16 protein-coding genes are annotated in these 18,365 nt (G+C 71.8%); 10 read left to right on the top strand and 6 right to left on the bottom strand.

Annotation, left to right across the window (positions count from 1 at the left end; genetic code table 11):
• Window positions 1-64 precede the first annotated feature (64 nt).
• Window positions 65-811 (bottom strand): polyphosphate--glucose phosphotransferase, encoded by a 747-nt coding sequence (gene ppgK, locus ADK55_RS09565; protein WP_053677060.1) that lies wholly within the window; start codon window positions 809-811, stop codon window positions 65-67.
• 33 nt (window positions 812-844) lie between these two features.
• On the bottom strand, window positions 845-1,915 hold the full coding sequence (locus ADK55_RS09560) for a 4-hydroxy-3-methylbut-2-enyl diphosphate reductase (RefSeq protein ID WP_078998701.1): 1,071 nt from the start codon (window positions 1,913-1,915) through the stop codon (window positions 845-847).
• 95 nt (window positions 1,916-2,010) lie between these two features.
• Here ADK55_RS09560 and ADK55_RS09555 point away from each other — a divergent pair, with 95 nt between their 5' ends.
• The 4 genes from ADK55_RS09555 (at window position 2,011) to ADK55_RS09540 (ending at window position 5,705) form a co-directional block, all read left to right on the top strand.
• Window positions 2,011-3,414, top strand: coding sequence for an APC family permease (locus ADK55_RS09555; RefSeq protein WP_053677058.1), 1,404 nt, complete (start codon window positions 2,011-2,013; stop codon window positions 3,412-3,414).
• A gap of 9 nt (window positions 3,415-3,423) precedes the next feature.
• Entirely contained in the window at window positions 3,424-4,710 is a 1,287-nt protein-coding gene (xseA, locus tag ADK55_RS09550; RefSeq protein WP_053677057.1) for an exodeoxyribonuclease VII large subunit, read from the top strand.
• A gap of 66 nt (window positions 4,711-4,776) precedes the next feature.
• Window positions 4,777-5,016, top strand: a complete 240-nt coding sequence (locus ADK55_RS09545; protein WP_053677056.1) for an exodeoxyribonuclease VII small subunit — start codon at window positions 4,777-4,779, stop codon at window positions 5,014-5,016.
• Between the two features lie 98 nt (window positions 5,017-5,114).
• The gene (locus tag ADK55_RS09540; protein ID WP_053677055.1) at window positions 5,115-5,705 is read left to right on the top strand and encodes a malonic semialdehyde reductase; all 591 of its coding nucleotides are present in this window, start codon (window positions 5,115-5,117) and stop codon (window positions 5,703-5,705) included.
• A gap of 134 nt (window positions 5,706-5,839) precedes the next feature.
• Here ADK55_RS09540 and ADK55_RS09535 read toward each other — a convergent pair whose 3' ends face one another.
• Window positions 5,840-6,358 carry a DUF4245 domain-containing protein gene (locus ADK55_RS09535; protein WP_234349978.1) on the bottom strand — a complete coding sequence of 173 codons (519 nt, stop codon included), beginning with the start codon at window positions 6,356-6,358 and terminating at the stop codon, window positions 5,840-5,842.
• Between the two features lie 225 nt (window positions 6,359-6,583).
• Between ADK55_RS09535 and glpX the strand changes: the two genes are divergently transcribed.
• Window positions 6,584-7,615 (top strand): class II fructose-bisphosphatase, encoded by a 1,032-nt coding sequence (gene glpX, locus ADK55_RS09530; RefSeq protein WP_053677053.1) that lies wholly within the window; start codon window positions 6,584-6,586, stop codon window positions 7,613-7,615.
• Window positions 7,616-7,750: 135 nt separating this feature from the next.
• Here the strand turns inward: glpX and ADK55_RS09525 are convergent, their stop codons facing one another.
• Both ADK55_RS09525 and ADK55_RS09520 read right to left on the bottom strand, forming a co-directional pair.
• Window positions 7,751-8,149, bottom strand: coding sequence for a WhiB family transcriptional regulator (locus ADK55_RS09525; RefSeq protein WP_053677052.1), 399 nt, complete (start codon window positions 8,147-8,149; stop codon window positions 7,751-7,753).
• A gap of 216 nt (window positions 8,150-8,365) precedes the next feature.
• Complete coding sequence (locus ADK55_RS09520) at window positions 8,366-9,034, bottom strand: DUF1707 SHOCT-like domain-containing protein (protein WP_053677098.1); 669 nt, start codon at window positions 9,032-9,034, stop codon at window positions 8,366-8,368.
• A 161-nt stretch (window positions 9,035-9,195) separates the two neighbouring features.
• Here ADK55_RS09520 and ADK55_RS09515 point away from each other — a divergent pair, with 161 nt between their 5' ends.
• Both ADK55_RS09515 and ADK55_RS09510 read left to right on the top strand, forming a co-directional pair.
• Window positions 9,196-10,860, top strand: coding sequence for a fumarate hydratase (locus tag ADK55_RS09515; RefSeq protein ID WP_053677051.1), 1,665 nt, complete (start codon window positions 9,196-9,198; stop codon window positions 10,858-10,860).
• Window positions 10,861-11,146: 286 nt separating this feature from the next.
• Entirely contained in the window at window positions 11,147-11,908 is a 762-nt protein-coding gene (locus ADK55_RS09510; RefSeq protein WP_053677050.1) for a glycerophosphodiester phosphodiesterase, read from the top strand.
• Window positions 11,909-11,969: 61 nt separating this feature from the next.
• On the opposite strand, the gene ADK55_RS09505 is transcribed toward ADK55_RS09510, so the two are convergent.
• Entirely contained in the window at window positions 11,970-13,493 is a 1,524-nt protein-coding gene (locus ADK55_RS09505) for a ricin-type beta-trefoil lectin domain protein (RefSeq protein ID WP_053677049.1), read from the bottom strand.
• Between the two features lie 107 nt (window positions 13,494-13,600).
• Between ADK55_RS09505 and ADK55_RS09500 the strand changes: the two genes are divergently transcribed.
• The 3 genes from ADK55_RS09500 (at window position 13,601) to ADK55_RS09490 (ending at window position 18,329) form a co-directional block, all read left to right on the top strand.
• Complete coding sequence (locus ADK55_RS09500; RefSeq protein WP_053677048.1) at window positions 13,601-15,016, top strand: class II fumarate hydratase; 1,416 nt, start codon at window positions 13,601-13,603, stop codon at window positions 15,014-15,016.
• Window positions 15,017-15,119: 103 nt separating this feature from the next.
• Window positions 15,120-15,827, top strand: coding sequence for a DUF402 domain-containing protein (locus ADK55_RS09495; RefSeq protein WP_053677047.1), 708 nt, complete (start codon window positions 15,120-15,122; stop codon window positions 15,825-15,827).
• Window positions 15,828-16,079: 252 nt separating this feature from the next.
• The gene (locus ADK55_RS09490) at window positions 16,080-18,329 is read left to right on the top strand and encodes a SpoIIE family protein phosphatase (RefSeq protein ID WP_053677046.1); all 2,250 of its coding nucleotides are present in this window, start codon (window positions 16,080-16,082) and stop codon (window positions 18,327-18,329) included.
• The last annotated feature ends 36 nt before the right edge of the window (window positions 18,330-18,365 follow it).

Raw genomic sequence — 18,365 nt, 5'->3', positions numbered from 1 at the left:
GGCCGGGTGGTCGCAGCCACCCCGCCCGTGACCTGACGGCCGCCCCCCGACCCCGCCGCCAGGCCTAGGCCGACGGGCCGCGGGCCGCCATCGCCGCTCCGACGATGCCCGCGTTGTTCTGGAGCTTCGCCGGCACGATCTCCGCGCGGATCCCCTCGATCAAGGGCAGGAACTTCTCCGGCTTGCGGCTGACGCCGCCCCCGAGGATGAAGAGTTCCGGGGAGAAGAGCATCTCCACGTGTTCCAGGTACTTCTGGAGCCGGTGCGCCCAGCGCTCCCAGGTGAGGTCGTGGTCCTCCTTGGCCTTGACCGACGCGCGCTTCTCCGCGTCGTGGCCGTGCAGTTCCAGGTGGCCCAGTTCGGTGTTGGGGACGAGTCGGCCGTCCGTGAAGAGCGCGCTGCCGATGCCGGTGCCCAGGGTGAGCAGGATGACGGTGCCGGAGACCCCTTTGCCGGCGCCGTACGTCATCTCCGCGACCCCGGCCGCGTCGGCGTCGTTCAGGACGGTCACCGCTTGGCCGTCCAGGCGCTCCGACAGCAGGGCCGCCGTGTCGACCCCGATCCAGGCCTTGTCCATGTTGGCGGCCGTACGGGTGACCCCGCCGGTGACGACGCCCGGGAAGGTGACTCCCACCGGGCCCTTCCAGTCGAAGTGGCGGACCACGTCGACGACACGGTCGGCCACCCCGTCGGGGGTGGCCGGCTGTGGTGTCAGTTCCTTGTGGCGCTCTTGCGCCAACTCGCCGCGCCCCAGGTCCACGGGAGCGCCCTTGATACCGGATCCGCCGATGTCCACGCCGAAGATCTGCATGGGACCACCGTAGAGAAAACGGCGGCGAAGGGCCTACTTCTCGGTCGCGCCGGTCGCACCCGTAGCGCCGGCCGTTCCCGTCGCCCCGGCAGCGCCCGCCTCGGTGTCGCCCGCCCCCGCGACGAGTCCCGCCGCCTCGGCGCGCAGGTCGCGGCGGAGTTCCTTGGGCAGCGAGAAGACGATCGACTCCTCGGCCGTCTTGACGATCTCCACGTCGGCGTAGCCGCGCTGCGTCAGCCACTCCAGTACTTCCTCGACCAGGACCTCCGGCACCGAGGCGCCCGAGGTCAGGCCGACGGTGGTGACGCCCTCCAGCCAGGCCTCGTCGATCTCGCTCGCGAAGTCGACCAGGTGGGCGGCGCGCGCGCCGGCGTCCAGGGCCACCTCGACGAGGCGGATCGAGTTCGAGGAGTTCTTGGAGCCGACGACGATGACCAGGTCGGAGTCGGCGCCCATCACCTTGACCGCGGCCTGGCGGTTCGAGGTGGCGTAGCAGATGTCGTCGCTCGGCGGCGAGACCAGCAGCGGGAACTTGGTCTTCAGGGCGTCGACCGTCTCCATGGTCTCGTCGACGGAGAGGGTGGTCTGGGAGAGCCAGACGACCTTCGACTCGTCGCGGACCCGCACGTTGGCGACGTCGTCGGGGCCGTCCACGATGGTGATGTGGTCGGGGGCCTCGCCGGAGGTGCCGATGACCTCCTCGTGGCCCTCGTGGCCGATGAGGAGGATGTCGAAGTCGTCGTTGGCGTAGCGGATGGCTTCCTTGTGGACCTTGGTGACCAGCGGGCAGGTCGCGTCGATCGTCGCGAGCCGGCCGCGGGCCGCCTCCTCGTGGACCACGGGTGCCACGCCGTGCGCGGAGAACATCACGATGGAGCCCTCGGGGACCTCCTCCGTCCGCTCGACGAAGATGGCGCCCTTCTTCTCCAGCGTCTGGACGACGTACTTGTTGTGGACGATCTCGTGGCGTACGTAGACCGGCGCACCGTACTGCTCAAGGGCTTTCTCGACGGCGATCACGGCTCGGTCGACGCCCGCGCAGTATCCGCGCGGGGCGGCGAGCAGGACGCGGCGGGAAGCGGGAGCAGAGGAGGGAGCAGTCATACGCTCCATCGTACGGGGGTCTCCAGCAGGCCGGTCGTCGCCCGTTCGGCACAAACTGGGTCGAACCTCTGTCCTGCTGCTCCCCCGGAGGAACGATGGCGTCCGTGACGGATTCCGGTTCGGCGTCCGAGGCTCCCGCGACGTTGCGGCGCAGCCTCGGCTTTCGCGATCTGGTGGTCTACGGGCTGCTGTTCATCGCCCCGATGGCCCCGGTCGGGATCTTCGGCACCCTCGACGCCAAGTCGCACGGCGCGGTGGCCCTCGTCTACCTCTGCGCGACCGTCGCGATGGCGTTCACGGCGTTCTCGTACGCGCAGATGGTCCGGGTGGCCCCGCAGGCCGGTTCGGTCTTCACGTACGCCCGCAAGGGGCTCGGCGAGGGGCCGGGGCTGATCGCCGGGTGGATGGCGATGCTGGACTACCTGCTGATCCCCGCGGTGGCGTACCTGTTCTCCGGCATCGCGATGAACGCCTTGGTGCCGGAGGTGTCCCGGTGGGTGTGGACGGCGCTGGCGGTGGTGGTGACCACCCTGCTGAACCTGTGGGGCGTACGGGCGGCCGCGCGGGTGGGTTTCGCGGTGCTGGCCATGGAGATCGTGGTGCTGCTGGTATTCCTGGTCGCGGCGGTGGTGGCGCTGGCCGAGGGCGGGGCGCGGCGCGGCTGGCTGTCGCCGTTGACGGGGGACGGTTCGCTGGGCTTCTCGACGGCGGCCGTGCTGGGGGCGGTGTCGGTGGCCGTGCTGTCGTACCTGGGCTTCGACGCCATCGCCTCCTTCGCGGAGGAGGTGACGGGCGGCAGTGCGAAGGTGGCGCGGGCGGTGCTGTTCTGTCTGGCGCTGACGGGGGTGCTGTTCATCGCGCAGACCTATCTGGCGGCGCTGCTGAGCCCGATGACGGCGGCGGAGCTGGCGGCCGATCCGGGTGCGCAGGGACCGGCGTTCTACAACACGGTGGAGTCGGCGGTCGGGTCCTGGTTGCACGACCTGGTGGCGGTGAGCAAGGCGATCGGGGCGGCGTTCGCGGCGTTGGCCGGGCAGGCGGCGGCGGGTCGGCTGCTGTTCGCCATGGCCCGGGAGCGGCGGCTCCCGCACGTCCTGTCGCGGACCTGGGGCGGGACCCCGCGGGCGGCGCTGCTGGTGGCGGCGACGGTGACGCTGGTCGCGGCGGTGTGGGCGGCCCGGCGCGACGACGGGCTGGACCATCTGGTGTCGGTGGTGGACATCGGGGCGCTGGTGGCGTTCACGCTGCTGCACGCGTCGGTGGTGGGCTGGTTCGTGGTGCAGCGGCGGGAGGGGCCGCCGAACTGGTTCAAGCACCTGGTGATCCCGGTGCTGGGTGCGGCCGTGACCGTCGCGGTGATCGTCGAGGCCTCGCGGGCGGCGCAGCTGGTGGGTGCCGTGTGGCTGGTGGTGGGGTTGGGGGTGTGGGTGGTCCAGCGGGGCCGACGCGCCGGGGATCGGGTCGCCGGGCCCGGGGACGGTGTCGGTTCTGGCGGTTAGCCTGCCTGCATGGGTCTGAATACGTCGGCTGACGCGCCGCTGCCGGTCGGTCGGGTGTCCCGACTCATCGGGGGCTGGATCGACAAGCTCGGTCAGGTGTGGGTGGAGGGGCAGATCACCCAGTTGTCCCGGCGGCCGGGGGCGGGGGTGGTCTTCCTGACGCTGCGCGACCCGTCGCACGACATCTCGCTCAGCGTGACCTGCTTCCGCCAGGTGTTCGACGAGGTCGCGGACGCGGTGACGGAGGGCGCGCGGGTCGTCGTCCTGGCCAAGCCGGAGTGGTACGCCCCGCGCGGGCAGTTGTCGCTGCGGGCCACGGAGATACGGCCCGTCGGCATCGGGGAGTTGCTGGCCCGCCTGGAGAAGCTCAAGCGGTCGTTGGCCTCCGAGGGCCTGTTCGCGGCGGACCGCAAGAAGTCGTTGCCGTTCCTGCCGCAGCTGATCGGGCTGGTGGTGGGGCGGGCCTCGGCGGCCGAGCGGGACGTGTTGGAGAACGCCCGGCGGCGCTGGCCGGCGGTCCGTTTCGAGGTGCGCAACGTGGCCGTGCAGGGGGTGCACGCGGTGCCCCAGGTGATCGAGGCGGTCAAGGAGCTCGACGCGCTGCCGGAGGTCGACGTGATCATCGTGGCGCGCGGCGGGGGCAGCGTGGAGGACCTGCTGCCGTTCTCCGACGAGGAGGTCGTGCGGACGGTCGCGGCCGCCCGTACCCCGGTGGTCTCGGCGATCGGGCACGAGCCGGACTCCCCGCTGCTGGACCTGGTCGCGGACCTGCGGGCGTCGACGCCCACGGACGCGGCGAAGAAGGTGGTCCCGGACGTCGGGGAGGAGCTGGAGCGCGTGAGCCAGCTCCAGGCGCGCGGGCTGCGCGCGGTGCGCGGGCTGCTCGACCGGGAGGAGCGGGGGCTCGCCCACGCCCTGGCCCGGCCGGTGTTCGTGCATCCGCAGCGGATGGTGGAGACCCGGGAGGCCGAGGTGGAGGCGCTGCTGGCGCGCGGTCGGCGGACGCTGGGGCACCTGCTGGACCGGGCGGATTCCGAGCTGGCGCACACCCGGGCCCGGGTGGTGGCGCTGTCGCCGGCGGCGACCTTGGAGCGCGGGTACGCGGTGCTCCAGCGGGCCGACGGGCACGTGGTGCGTTCGCCGCGGGACGTCGCGCCGGACGAGGTGCTGCGCGCGCGGGTGGCGGCGGGCGAGTTCCACGTACGGGTCGAGGCCGAAGCGGCCCCGGACGGCGGCGAGGGCCCGGCCGAGGGCGTAACCGACGGCCCGGCCGAGGGCGTGGCCGACGCCGGATGAGCCCGGGGGACGTCGACACGTTCCGGCAACAAAATCGTTGTACTACACATATAAGGTGGCACGGGAATGGCTGAAACCGAGACGGCGCCGGGTTACGAGCAGGCCCGCGACGAGCTGATCGAGGTCGTCCGCAAGCTGGAGGCGGGTGGCACCTCCCTGGAGGACTCGCTCGCGCTCTGGGAGCGCGGCGAGGAGCTGGCGACGGTGTGCCGGCACTGGCTGGAGGGGGCCCGGGCTCGACTGGACTCGGCCCTGGCCGCCCGGGACGGGGCGACCGAGGACGCGGAGGGCGCTCGCGGGGAGTGATCCCGGTCACCCCCGGAGCCATTTAGTTGAAAGTTCACATACCTCGGGTCTACGGTGATGACATCGCGCCACACCTCCGTACAGAAGAAGGCTTTTCGATGTCTCTCGTTCTCGACGCCGCCGCTCAGGACCTGCTGTTCCGCGAGGCCCGCACCGCCAACTCGTTCGCCGACGAGCCGGTGACCGAGGAGCAGGTCCAGGCGATCTACGACCTCGTGAAGTACGGCCCCACCGCGTTCAACCAGACGCCGCTGCGCATCACCCTCGTCCGCTCCCCCGAGGCCCGCGAGCGCCTCGTGAAGCACATGGCCGAGGGCAACCAGGCCAAGACCGCCGCCGCCCCGCTGGTCGCGATCCTGTCGGCGGACAACGAGTTCCACGAGGAGCTCCCGCAGCTCTTCCCGCACTTCCCGCAGGCCAAGGACGCGTTCTTCTCCGAGCGCCCGGTCCGCGAGCAGTCCGCCCTGGTCAACGCCTCGCTGCAGGCCGGCTACTTCATCCTCGGCGTCCGCGCCGCCGGCCTGGCCGCGGGCCCGATGACCGGCCTTGACTTCGCCGGTGTCCAGAAGGAGTTCCTGGACGCCGACCACACCCCGCTGATGGTCGTCAACATCGGCAAGCCGGGCGAGCCCGCCGCCTTCGGTCGCTCCCCGCGCCTGGAGTTCGACCAGGTCGTCACCACCGTCTGAGTCGAGACCCGGCCGCCGCGACTCGCGCGCGCCGAGTCGTGACACGACAAGAGGCCGCCCACCCCGAATCCCGGAGTGGGCGGCCTCTTCCGTCGTTCACGAGCCCGTGCGTCACGGCACGGATCGGCCCGAACTCAGCTCCCCTGCTTGAACTCCAGCGCCGACACCATCGCGCCGAGCCCGTCGAAGGAGGCCGTCCCGGTCACCACGGTGACGTATCCCTGCTCCTGGCGGACGAGGGCGTCGTACTTCTCGCCGTCCCACAGCTCCCAGGACCGGTCGCCGATCTGCCGGGTCTCCCCCGTGGCCTTCGCCTGCTGTGTCAGCTTCGCGAGGCGCTTGGCCGAGGCGTCGGTGCTCTGCTCCACGGCCACGTACTGCTTCTGCGGGTCCAGGAAGCCCAGGTGCCAGGCGTTGTCGTCCTTCCGGTCGAAGGTGACCGAGGTCGCGCGCCACTGCGCGGGGAGCCCCGCGGGCGCGGCGACCGGGTACGGCGCCGCGCGGCGGGCCGTGGCCGTCTCCACCCGGTAGTCGACCACCCGTGTCGGGTCCGCCTTCTCGTCGTGCGGGATGAACATGTATATCCCCGCGACGACGACACCGATCACCGCCAGCGATCGGACCATGTCCCAAACCGTCTGCTTGCCCTTCATACCTGCCACGGCTCCATGGTCCCCCATCGGCCGGGGCGATCACCCCCGGGGTGGGGCGTCGTGACACCCGCCGGGAGGCCCCGCCGGCGCAAGGCGTCCGCTCAGGCCAAACGGCTGACCGATATTCCGCTCATTCGTGACCCGCTCTGCTCAATATGTCGACGTACCGATAGAGTTCCAGCACCCTCACATCCCGGCCGTCGCCGTACAGAAAGGTGCGCTCCGATGACCGAGCACAACCTGCCGCCCCAGCTCGAAGTCTCTCCCGAAGCCCCCGACCGCAACCTCGCCCTGGAGCTCGTCCGGGTGACCGAGGCCGCAGCCATGGCCGCGGGCCGGTGGGTCGGCCGCGGTGACAAGCTCGGCGCGGACGGCGCCGCGGTCAACGCGATGCGGACCCTCATCTCCACCGTGTCGATGAACGGCGTCGTCGTCATCGGCGAGGGGGAGAAGGACGAAGCCCCCATGCTCTTCAACGGCGAGCGGGTCGGCGACGGCACCGGCGCCGAGGTCGACATCGCCGTCGACCCGATCGACGGCACCACCCTGAACGCCAAGGGCATGCCGAACGCCATCGCCGTCCTGGCCGCCGCCGACCGCGGCACCATGTTCGACCCGTCGGCCGTCTTCTACATGGAGAAGCTGGTCACGGGCCCCGAGGCCGCCGACTTCGTCGACATCAACGCCCCCGCCTCGGTGAACATCCGTCGCGTCGCCAAGGCCAAGCAGATGGCCGTCGAGGACGTCACCGTGGTCATCCTCGACCGCCCCCGACACGAGGGCATCGTCAAGGAGATCCGCGAGACCGGCGCGCGGATCAAGTTCATCTCCGACGGCGACGTCGCGGGCTCGGTCATGGCGGTGCGCGAGGGCACCGGCGTGGACCTGCTCCTCGGCATCGGCGGCACTCCCGAGGGCATCATCTCGGCGTGCGCCATCAAGTGCCTCGGCGGCACCATCCAGGGCAAGCTGTGGCCCAAGGACGAGGCGGAGCGCCAGAAGGCCATCGACGCGGGCCACGACCTGGACCGGGTCCTGCACACGAACGACCTGGTGTCCGGCGACAACGTCTTCTTCGTCGCCACCGGCATCACGGACGGCGAGCTGCTGCGCGGTGTCCACTACCGCTCGGCGACCGCGACCACGTCCTCGCTGGTCATGCGTTCCAAGTCGGGGACGATCCGCCAGATCGACTCCACCCACCGGTTGTCGAAGCTGCGCGCGTACAGCGCGATCGACTTCGACCGCGCCCAGTAGGAGCGGACGGGCCGGCGCAACGGCGCGGCGAGAGGGGCGGTCCCGTGTGCGGCGGGCCCGCCCCTCTCGCGTACGTGCCGGTTCGCCCCGTACGAGCTCTCGCGTTGCCCCGTACGAGCTCTCGCGCTCCGGGGCTCAGCCCGCTGCGGCGATCGTGCCGGCGCCGCTGCCGGGGCGCAGTTCCGCGGCCCGCCGGCGCCGGCGGGCCAGTACGACGCGCCGCTCGGCGGCGGTGAGTCCGCCCCATACCCCGTAGGGCTCGGGCTGGAGCAGTGCGTGCTCCCGACAGGCGACCATCACGGGGCAGCGTGCGCAGACCCGCTTGGCGGCCTCCTCGCGGGCCAGACGGGCCGCGGTGGGCTCCTTGGAGGGCGCGAAGAACAGGCCCGCCTCGTCCCTGCGGCACACCGCCTCCGCGTGCCAGGGGCCGTCCTCTTCCCTCGCCGGCACCCGCGGCCTCGGCACGGCGGTCGGACGTGCCTGAAGACTCTTGACGGCGGCTACCTGCAGGGACTGATGCGGCGGATGCGGCACGGTCTACTCCTGACGACGTATACGCGAGCGAGAGACGATGCACCTGTCCCTACCCGCTGTACGCCCCCCTATGCACTGCGTGCCGCGCGTCGGCCGCTCCGGCGAAGTTCGACCGAAACGCGCCCCCCGCACCACGCGCACGCCGGTCAAAGTCCGTTCGCGGTCCGGTCGGAGGCCGCTCGGGGTCCGCCCGGAGCGCCGCCGCCGGCTCTGCCGTCAGCGGTCGAAGCGCTTGCGCATCCGGTCCGCGAGGTCGACGAGACGGGCGCCGAGCCTGGGCCTGGCCTCGATGTTGGCCAGCAGCGCGAAGCCCCGGACGATCACCACCGGGGCCTGGGGGTCGGTCTCCCCGCGACTGCGGCCGTGTACCTCGAAGTTGCCGAGGACCCCGCTGCCGTAGCCACGGAGGGTGACGTTCTCCGGTACCAGGACCTCGACGTTGCCGAGGACGGCGGTGACGTTGATCTCGGTGACCTGCTGCTCGAAGACGGCCTCGGTGAGGTCGATGGTGATGTCCCCGAAGACCGACACGGCGCGGGTGTGCGCGCCCGGGCGCCAACGGCCCCGGCGGGAGGAGCTGCTGAACACGGCGACGACCGTCTCGACCGGTCCGGACGCCGGCGCGGCGACGGGGGTGGCGCTCGCGGGGCCGGAGCCGGCGACCGCGGGAAGGTCCCTCACGAGCACGTCCAGTTCCCCGACCGTCTTGACGGCGTAGAGGGTGTCCAGGCGGTCGGAGTGCTCCTCGGCGGTCAGTCGGCCCTCGGCCACGGCGTCGGCGAGGATCTGCGCGATCCGGTCCCGGTCGGCGTCGGAGGCGCGCAGCTCGGCGGCCGGGGCGGCAGCGGATGCGGCGGGGGCGGCGGTGTGCTTTTCCAGGTCCACGCGGACCAGCATAGCGAGACACGATAGATCGCGATACTCCCCGTCACCCGTCCAGTGAGCCTTACCTCACAAGCGCCGCCCGGGACGGAGGTCCTACGCTGGTAAGCCGCGCTGCCAATTGGTCGCCAGCGCCGTCTGCCGAGTGAGGAATGACTGCCGTCATGCCAGAGTTTGCGTACACCGACCTGTTGCCCCTGGGCGAGGACACCACCCCCTACCGGTTGGTGACGGCGGAGGGCGTCTCGACCTTCGAGGCCGACGGCCGTACGTTCCTCAAGGTCGAGCCGGAGGCGCTGCGCAAGCTCGCCGAAGAGGCGATCCACGACATCCAGCACTTCCTGCGTCCCGCGCACCTCGCGCAGCTGCGCCGGATCATCGACGACCCCGAGGCCTCCGCGAACGACAAGTTCGTGGCGCTGGACCTGCTGAAGAACGCGAACATCGCGGCGGCCGGCGTCCTGCCGATGTGCCAGGACACGGGCACGGCGATCGTCATGGGCAAGCGCGGTCAGAACGTGCTCACCGAGGGCGGTGACGAGGCGGCCCTGTCGCGCGGCATCTACGACGCGTACACCCGCCTGAACCTGCGCTACTCGCAGATGGCCCCGCTCACCATGTGGGAGGAGAAGAACACCGGCTCGAACCTGCCCGCGCAGATCGAGCTGTACGCGACGGACGGCGGCGCGTACAAGTTCCTCTTCATGGCGAAGGGCGGCGGCAGCGCCAACAAGTCCTTCCTCTACCAGGAGACCAAGGCGGTCCTCAACGAGGCCTCCATGATGAAGTTCCTGGAGGAGAAGATCCGTTCGCTCGGCACGGCGGCCTGCCCGCCCTACCACCTGGCGATCGTGGTCGGCGGCACGTCGGCGGAGCACGCGCTCAAGACGGCGAAGTACGCCTCCGCGCACTACCTGGACGAGCTGCCGCGCGAGGGTTCCCCGCTGGGCCACGGCTTCCGCGACGAGGCCCTGGAGCAGCAGGTCTTCGAGCTGACCCAGAAGATCGGCATCGGCGCGCAGTTCGGCGGCAAGTACTTCTGCCACGACGTGCGCGTGGTGCGCCTGCCACGCCACGGCGCGTCGCTGCCCGTCGCCATCGCCGTGTCCTGCTCGGCCGACCGCCAGGCCACCGCGAAGATCACCGCCGAGGGGGTCTTCCTGGAGCAGCTGGAGACCGACCCGGCGCGCTTCCTGCCCGAGACGACGGACGATCACCTCGACGACGCGGCGGACGTGGTGTCGATCGACCTGAACCGGCCGATGGACGAGATCCTGGCGACGCTGACCCTGCACCCGGTCAAGACCCGCCTGTCCCTGACCGGACCGCTGGTCGTGGCGCGCGACATCGCCCACGCCAAGATCAAGGAACTGCTGGACACCGGCGCGGAGATGCCTCAGTACCTGAAGGACCACCCGGTCTACTACGCGGGCCCCGCCAAGACCCCCGAGGGCTACGCCTCCGGCTCCTTCGGCCCGACCACGGCCGGCCGCATGGACTCCTACGTCGAGCAGTTCCAGGCGGCGGGCGGCTCCAAGGTCATGCTGGCCAAGGGCAACCGCTCGCAGCAGGTGACGGACGCCTGTGGCACGCACGGCGGCTTCTACCTGGGTTCGATCGGCGGCCCGGCGGCGCGGCTGGCCCAGGACTGCATCAAGAAGGTCGAGGTCCTGGAGTACGAGGAGCTCGGCATGGAGGCGGTCTGGCGGATCGAGGTCGAGGACTTCCCGGCGTTCATCGTCGTGGACGACAAGGGCAACGACTTCTTCCAGAACCCGGCCCCGGAGCCGACGTTCACCCACATCCCGGTCCGCGGCCCGGGTCTGTGACACGCCGGTCCACGTGACCCGGACCGGGACGCGCACCGGTTCGTGACGCCCCGTGAGGGCCCTTCCGCCGATCGGTGGAGGGGCCCTCACGCGTGTCCGCCGACCGCGGATGGGCGCCCGGGGGCCCGTGCACGGCCCCCGGCCCCTTCGCATCGGTCGCGCCGGGCGGATTCGACGTCACTCGCCCGCCGCTGCCGCCGATCAGGCCCTGAGCCGGCGGGTCCGGTTAACGTCGGGGTGACAGGGACGCACCGCCCCGTTCACCCCGGTTCGCAAGGATCTCCGCATGACCGCGACACCCTCGCCCCGCGCCGTACGCGTGATCGCCCACCGCGGGGCCTCCCACGAGCACCCCGAGCACACCCTGGCCGCCTACCGGCAGGCCGTGGAGGACGGCGCGGACGCCCTCGAATGCGATGTCCGGCTCACCGCCGACCACCGGCTGGTCTGTGTGCACGACCGGCGCGTGGAGCGGACCTCCGACGGGCGCGGGGTGGTCTCCGCGATGACGTACGAGGAGCTGCTCGCCCTCGACTTCGGGGCGTGGAAGGGGTCCGGGCACGCCGGCGCCCGGGTGCTGCTCTTCGAGGACCTGCTGAGGGAGGCCCTGGCCGCGCCGCGGCCGGTAGGGCTCGCGGTCGAGACGAAGCACCCGTCGCGCGCGGGCGGCCGGCTGGAGGCCGAGCTGGTGCGGATGCTCCGGGAGTACGGGCTGGCCGACGGGTCCGCCGGCCGCGTCGAGGTGATGAGCTTCTCCCGCACCGCGCTGACCCGGCTGCACCGGCTGGCCCCGGGGCTGCCCGCCGTGTACCTGATGGAACGCCGGCTGCGGCCGGTGCGCCCGCCGTACGCCACGCACGCGGGCCCGGGCATCGAGCTGGTACGCCGCTCCCCGTGGCTGGTGGGGCGGTTGAAGGAGAAGGGGCTGTCGGTACGGGTGTGGACCGTGGACGAGCCGGAGGACGTGGAGCTGTGCGTGCGGCTCGGCGTGGACGCGCTCATCACCAACCGGCCGCGGGACGTGCGCAAGCTGCTGCGGGACATGTGACACCCGGCCGGGGTGCGCCGGCCGGGTGTGGGGGGTGAACGGGGTGGGTGGTGCGGGGCGGTTACGCGAAGCGCTGGTTCGCCGAGCCGTCGCAGGTCCGCAGGCGCAGCTGCTCGTGGGCGGCGGCCACGGTCAGGCACATGCCGGGCGCGGCCGCGGGGCGCAGGGTGGCGCCGTCGCGGACGAACTGCTGGTTGGCGCCGCCGTGGCAGTTCCACAGGATCAGGCCGGTGCCGTTGCCGTAGGCGCCGCCCGGGGCGTCCACGCAGCGGTCCTGGGTCAGCTCGACGTGGAGGGCCTTGCGGGCGGTGTCGTACCACCAGCCCTGGTTGCGACCGCCGTGGCAGTCCCAGGCCACCACCTTGGTGTTGTTGGCGCTCGCGCCGCCGTTGGAGTCCAGGCAGTTGCCGGTCGCCTCGTTCCTCAGCGGCTTGTACAGGTCGTCCCAGGCCCCGGCCTGGAGGACCGGGGTGCCGGTGCTCGCGGGGTCGGCGCAGGAGGCCTCGCGCAGGCCCGAGGTGTAGAGCTGGGTCAGGCAGGAGGCGAAGGCGCCGTGCCCGCGGTAGTTGGGGTGGAAGGACTGTCGGGCGGTGTTCTCGTCCCACGGGAAGTGGTCCCCGAGGTCGAGGTAGAGGCCGCGGGCCCAGGCGTCCTCCATGCACACCTCGTGGCCGTGGAAGAGACGGGAGTTGTCCAGGTAGGTGGCGCCGGAGGCGAGGGCGGCGGCCCGCATGCCCTTCTCGAAGGCGGGTACCGCGTAGTTTCGGCCCCAGGTGGCGTCGGAGTCGTAGCCGGCGCAGCCGCCGGGGAGCTTGCCGGGGAAGTTCGGGTTGTCGTTGAAGTCGGGGCCGATCGGGCTGGGGTAGCCCATCACGACGAGCTTGTAGTCGGTGTCGGCGTAGCCCGCGTCGCGCATGACCGTCTTGAGGTCGGCGACGGTGGCTTCCACCTTGGGCTTCAGGCCGTCGACGCGCGCCTGCCAGCCGGGGCCGTACTTGGGTTCGCAGGTGCCCTGGATCAGCACCCAGCGGGTGACGCAGTCGGTCATGACGGGGCCGAACTGGAGGTCGTCGTTGGCTCCCGCGACCAACAGCACCATTTTGATCTTCGTGTTGCGGGCCTTGACGGCGAGGTTGTCGCTCTGCACGAGTTCGTCGGCGTACTGCTTGCTGCCGCCGATCCTGATGTTTCCCGTGTAGCCGCCGGAGCAGGCGACGTTGAAGGTCAGGTCGGCGGGGATGCCGGTGCGGTGGATCGCGGAGTCCGGCGAGCGGTGGCACTGGTTGTTCGGGGTGTTGGTCGCGGGGTCGTAGGTGCCGACGCCCTCGCCCGAGATCTCGCTGTCGCCGAGCGAGATCAGGCCGGTCTTGCGCTCCGCGAGCGGGCGGATGGCAGAGTCACCGTAGATCTTGGTCGCCTCGGCGGCCCGGATCGCCTCCAGTTCGGGCGAGAGGGGGGTGACGGCGGCGACGGGCGCCGCCTGGGCCAGGGGGGTGACGGCGCCGACGCCGCCGAGGGCGGCCGCCATCGCCGCGACCGCGACGACGGTACATCTGAGCATGGGTCTGGTACGCGCACGTGCCATGAACGCCTCCCCGAGATCGGTGTTACCCCCGGTATTTACTGGCCGGTAGATGACTTGGGAACAGTTCGAACAAGACAATTGCTCAACTTTTTGAGGAGGCCATGGAAATGACAGAGGACCAGCAGGCCGCAGGAACACCCGGCGCGTTCCGGATCGAGCACGACTCCATGGGCGAGGTACGGGTCCCCGCCCACGCGAAGTGGCGGGCCCAGACCCAGCGCGCGGTGGAGAACTTCCCGATCTCGGGGCAGCGCCTGGAGCACGCCCACATCGCCGCACTGGCCCGGATCAAGGCCGCCGCCGCCGTGGTGAACGCCCGGCTGGGGGTCCTGGACGCGGATGTGGCCGAGGCCGTCCGGTCCGCCGCCGAGGAGGTCGCGGACGGGCGTTGGGACGAGCACTTCCCGGTGGACGTGTTCCAGACCGGATCCGGCACCTCGTCGAACATGAACGCCAACGAGGTGATCGCCACCCTCGCCGGCGAACGCCTCGGCCGCCCGGTCCACCCGAACGACCACGTCAACGCCTCGCAGAGCTCCAACGACGTGTTCCCGTCCTCCATCCACATCGCCGCGACCGCCGCCGTCATCGGTGAGCTGATCCCGTCCCTGGAGCACCTCGCCGACGCGATGGAGCGCAAGTCCGCCGAGTTCGTCGCGGTGGTCAAGGCCGGCCGCACCCACCTGATGGACGCCACCCCGGTCACGCTCGGCCAGGAGTTCGGCGGATACGCCGTCCAGATCCGCTACGGCGTCGAGCGGTTGCGCGCCGCGCTGCCGCGACTGGCCGAACTCCCCCTGGGCGGAACGGCCGTGGGCACCGGCATCAACACGCCGCCCGGGTTCTCCGCAGCCGTGATCGCGGAGGTGGCCGAGGCGACCGGACTGCCGCTGACCGAGGCGCGGGACCACTTCGAGGCCCAGGGCGCCCGGGACGCGCTGGTGGAGACGTCCGGAATGCTCCGCACGATCGCGGTCTCGCTCACCAAGATTTCCAACGATCTGCGCTGGATGGCCTCCGGACCGCGCACGGGATTGGCCGAAATCAATCTCCCGGATCTGCAACCGGGGTCCTCGATCATGCCCGGAAAGGTCAATCCGGTGATCCCGGAGGCCGTCCTCATGGTCGCCGCACAGGTGATGGGCAACGACACCGCGGTCGCCGTCGCGGGCGCCGCCGGCAACTTCGAGCTCAATGTGATGCTCCCGGTGATGGCCCGGAACCTGCTCGAATCGATCCGCCTGCTCGGCAACGCGAGCCGGCTGCTCGCCGACCGGACGGTGGACGGGATCACCGCGAACTCCGAGCGGGCCAGGGAGTACGCCGAATCCTCGCCCTCGGTGGTGACCCCCCTGAACCGCTACATCGGCTACGAGGAGGCGGCCAAGGTGGCGAAGCGGTCGCTGGCGGAACGGAAGACGATCAGGGAGGTCGTGCTGGACGAGGGTTACGTCGAACGCGGCGCGTTGACCCTCACCCAGTTGGACGAGGCGCTGGACGTCCTGCGGATGACCCGGCCCTGAAATCGCCCCCCGCCGGGGGCCGGATTCGGTCGTTTCCCGTCCCCGGGCACCTCCGTGACCTGCGTCGCGTCGCGCGTGCGGACCTCAGCCCTAAGATCTGCGCATGACAGGTATCGGAGGCCGCCGGGGCGGCGGGACGCACGACGGGGCCCGGGGCTCGCACTGGGCGCCCGGTGAGCAGATCCTCTGGCGCTACCGCGACCACGCCCCGGGGCCCGCGGGTCGGGTCCACATCTGTCGGCCCGTGACGGTGGTGCGGGACACCGACGAGTTGCTGGCCGTGTGGATGGCCCCCGGCACCGAGTGCGTGAAGCCGGTGCTGGCCGACGGCACCCCGATCCACGCGGAGCCCCTCGCCACCCGGTACACCGCGCCGCGCACCACCGCCCGGTCGCACTGGTCCGGCGCCGGGGTGCTGAAGTTGGCCCGCCCCGGGGACCCGTGGTCGGTGTGGCTGTTCTGGGAGCGGGGCTGGCGCTTCAAGAACTGGTACGTGAACCTGGAGGAACCGCGGACCCGCTGGGCCGGCGGGGTGGACTCCGTGGACCACTTCCTGGACATCGCTGTGGCCCCGGACCGCAGTTGGAAGTGGCTGGACGAGGACGAGTTCGCGCAGGCGCGGCGGAGCGGGCTGCTGGCTCCCGAGCGGGCGCGCGAGGTGGAGGCGGCGGGCCTGGCGGCCGTGGAGCTCATCAAGGAATGGGGGGCGCCGTTCTCCTCAGGATGGGAGAAGTGGAGGCCGGATCCGGCCTGGAGGGTGCCGGTTCTCCCCGGGAACTGGGACCGCACCCCGGCGCATATGACCTCATGAGACCCTTGATGCGCCCCCGGGGTTCAACCGTAGGATCGTCCTCCGCCGGGTCGTCTGCGGCGTTGCCGCCAGGCTGTACATCCGTAATTGACGTGCCGTACACGGGACTTGACCGGAGATCAACGCTGGGCGAGAGGTAACGAGCGGGACGCGGAACCGCGGGGCGGTGGTGCCCCTGCCGCTGAGCGGGTATACCGCGACTGACCGATTGAGTGCAGCGCACATCGAGCGCAAACGGACGGAATTCCACGCGTGACGGAGTACCCCACCTCCCAGGAGGGCCCGCAGCCCGTCGCCTCCGGCGGAGGTACGGACGATGCCGGCCACGGCAAGGCCGCCGTCGCGGCCACCGAGGCCGTACGCACGCATGCGCAAGGTCCGGGTTCGGAGCGCGGTGCCCCCGCGTCCGCCTCGGCCGGCGAACTTCCCCGGCCGCGCACCGCGGCCGCCTCACCGGCGGACGTGCCGGCCGGCGGGGAGCCGGGGCAGGGCGGCGCCCGGACCCGGGACGGCGAGGCCGCCCGCAACGCGGCCGCCGCGGCGCAGGACCGCGCGCCCGAACCGATCCGCCCCCGGGGCGGGGAGGACCGGATCACGCACGGCGCCCGGCCGGGCAGCCGCCCCGACCCCACCGCCCCGACCGGCGACCTCGACGGCGCACCGGCCGACGAGGTCCAGGTGGACGGTGTGGGCGGCGGCGCGGGCCGGCACGGCGGCGGCCCGATCTCCGGCGCGGAAACCGGCACGGCCCGCAGGGAGGGCGACCGGCTGCGCTTCGTCGGTGCGGCCACCCGCCGGATCGCCCGGGGCATCGACCTCGACGAGATCGTGCTGGGCCTGTGCCGGGCCACCGTGCCGACGTTCTCGGACGCGATCCTCGTCTATCTGCGCGACCCGCTGCCGGTGGGCGACGAGCGCCCCGTCGGACCGGTCGTTTTAAGGCTTCGGCGCACCGACCGGCTCCGGCCGCTCGACGATCTGACCGGGGGCGATCCCGCCGGGGCCGCGGGGGCCGCCGGCGAGCTCGACTTCAGCCAGATGACCCTGGTCGGCCCGCAGGGCGACCTGCCGGCGGCCGAGTTGTGCGAGATCCGGCCGGGCGGGGCGCTCGCCGAGGTGCTGCGCGGCGTACGGCCGGTCTTCGGATCGGCCGCAGGAGCCAAGGACGCCCTCCCGGAGCTGCTCGGGGCCGACCATCCCGTCCCGCGCGGTCAGCGGGCCATCCTGGCCCCGCTGCGGGGCCGCCGGCGCGTGATCGGCGCGGCGGTGTTCCTGCGCACCCCCGACCGGCCCGCCTTCGAGACGAACGACCTGCTGGTCGCGGCCCAACTGGCGACCCACACCGCGCTCGGCATCGACAAGGCGGTGCTGTACGGCCGTGAGGCGTACATCGCCGACGAGCTCCAGCGCACCATGCTCCCGGACAGCCTCCCCCAGCCCACCGGGGTCCGGCTGGCCTCCCGCTATCTGCCCGCCGCCGAGACGGCCCGGGTCGGGGGCGACTGGTACGACGCCATACCGCTGCCCGGCAGCCGGGTCGCGCTGGTCGTCGGCGACGTCATGGGGCATTCCATGACCTCCGCCGCGATCATGGGCCAGCTGCGCACCACGGCGCAGACCCTGGCGCAGCTCGACCTGCCGCCCGCCGAGGTCCTGCACCACCTGGACGAGCAGGCGCAGCGGCTCGGCTCCGACCGGATGGCGACCTGCCTGTACGCGGTCTACGACCCCGTCTCGCACCGGATCACCATCGCCAACGCCGGCCACCCGCCGCCCGTCCTGCTCCACCTGGGCGGTCGCGCCGAGGTGCTCCGGGTGCCGCCGGGCGCCCCGATCGGCGTGGGCGGCGTCGACTTCGAGGCCGTGGAGCTGGACGCCCCGGCCGGGGCCACCCTGCTGCTGTACACCGACGGGCTGGTCGAGTCCCGGCTGCGCGACGTGTGGACGGGCATCGAGCAGCTCCGCGAGCGGCTGGCGACGACCGCCCAGCTGACGGGCCTGGACCACCCGCCGCCGCTGGAGGCGCTGTGCGACGACGTCCTGGACATGCTCGGCCCTGGCGACCGGGACGACGACATCGCGCTGCTCGCGGCCCGTTTCGAGGGGATCGCGCCCAGTGACGTCGCGTACTGGTTCCTGGACCCGGAGGAGACCGCGCCGGGCCGGGCCCGCCGGTTCGCCCGCCGGGCGCTGACCCGGTGGGGTCTGGAGGAGCTGAGCGATTCGCTGGAGCTGCTGGTCAGCGAGGTGGTCACCAATGCCGTGCGGTACGCCGAGCGGCCGGTGACCCTGCGGCTGCTGCGGACGGACGTGTTGCGCTGCGAGGTCGGCGACGACTCCCCGCAGCTGCCGCGCCAGCGTCGGGCTCGGGACACCGACGAGGGCGGTCGGGGCCTGTTCCTGGTCAATCGGATGGCCCGCCGCTGGGGTGCGACGCGGCTGAGCAGTGGAAAGGTGGTGTGGTTCGAGCTCCCGTTGCCGGGGGCGCATGATCGGCGTTGACTGGGCAGGTGAATGCGTGCGACCCAACCGACCCCT

Source organism: Streptomyces sp. WM4235, from assembly GCF_001279725.1.
Lineage (GTDB): Bacteria > Actinomycetota > Actinomycetes > Streptomycetales > Streptomycetaceae > Streptomyces.
Note: the sequence above shows the minus strand (reverse complement) of the source record. Positions and strands in the feature narration are given on the sequence as shown.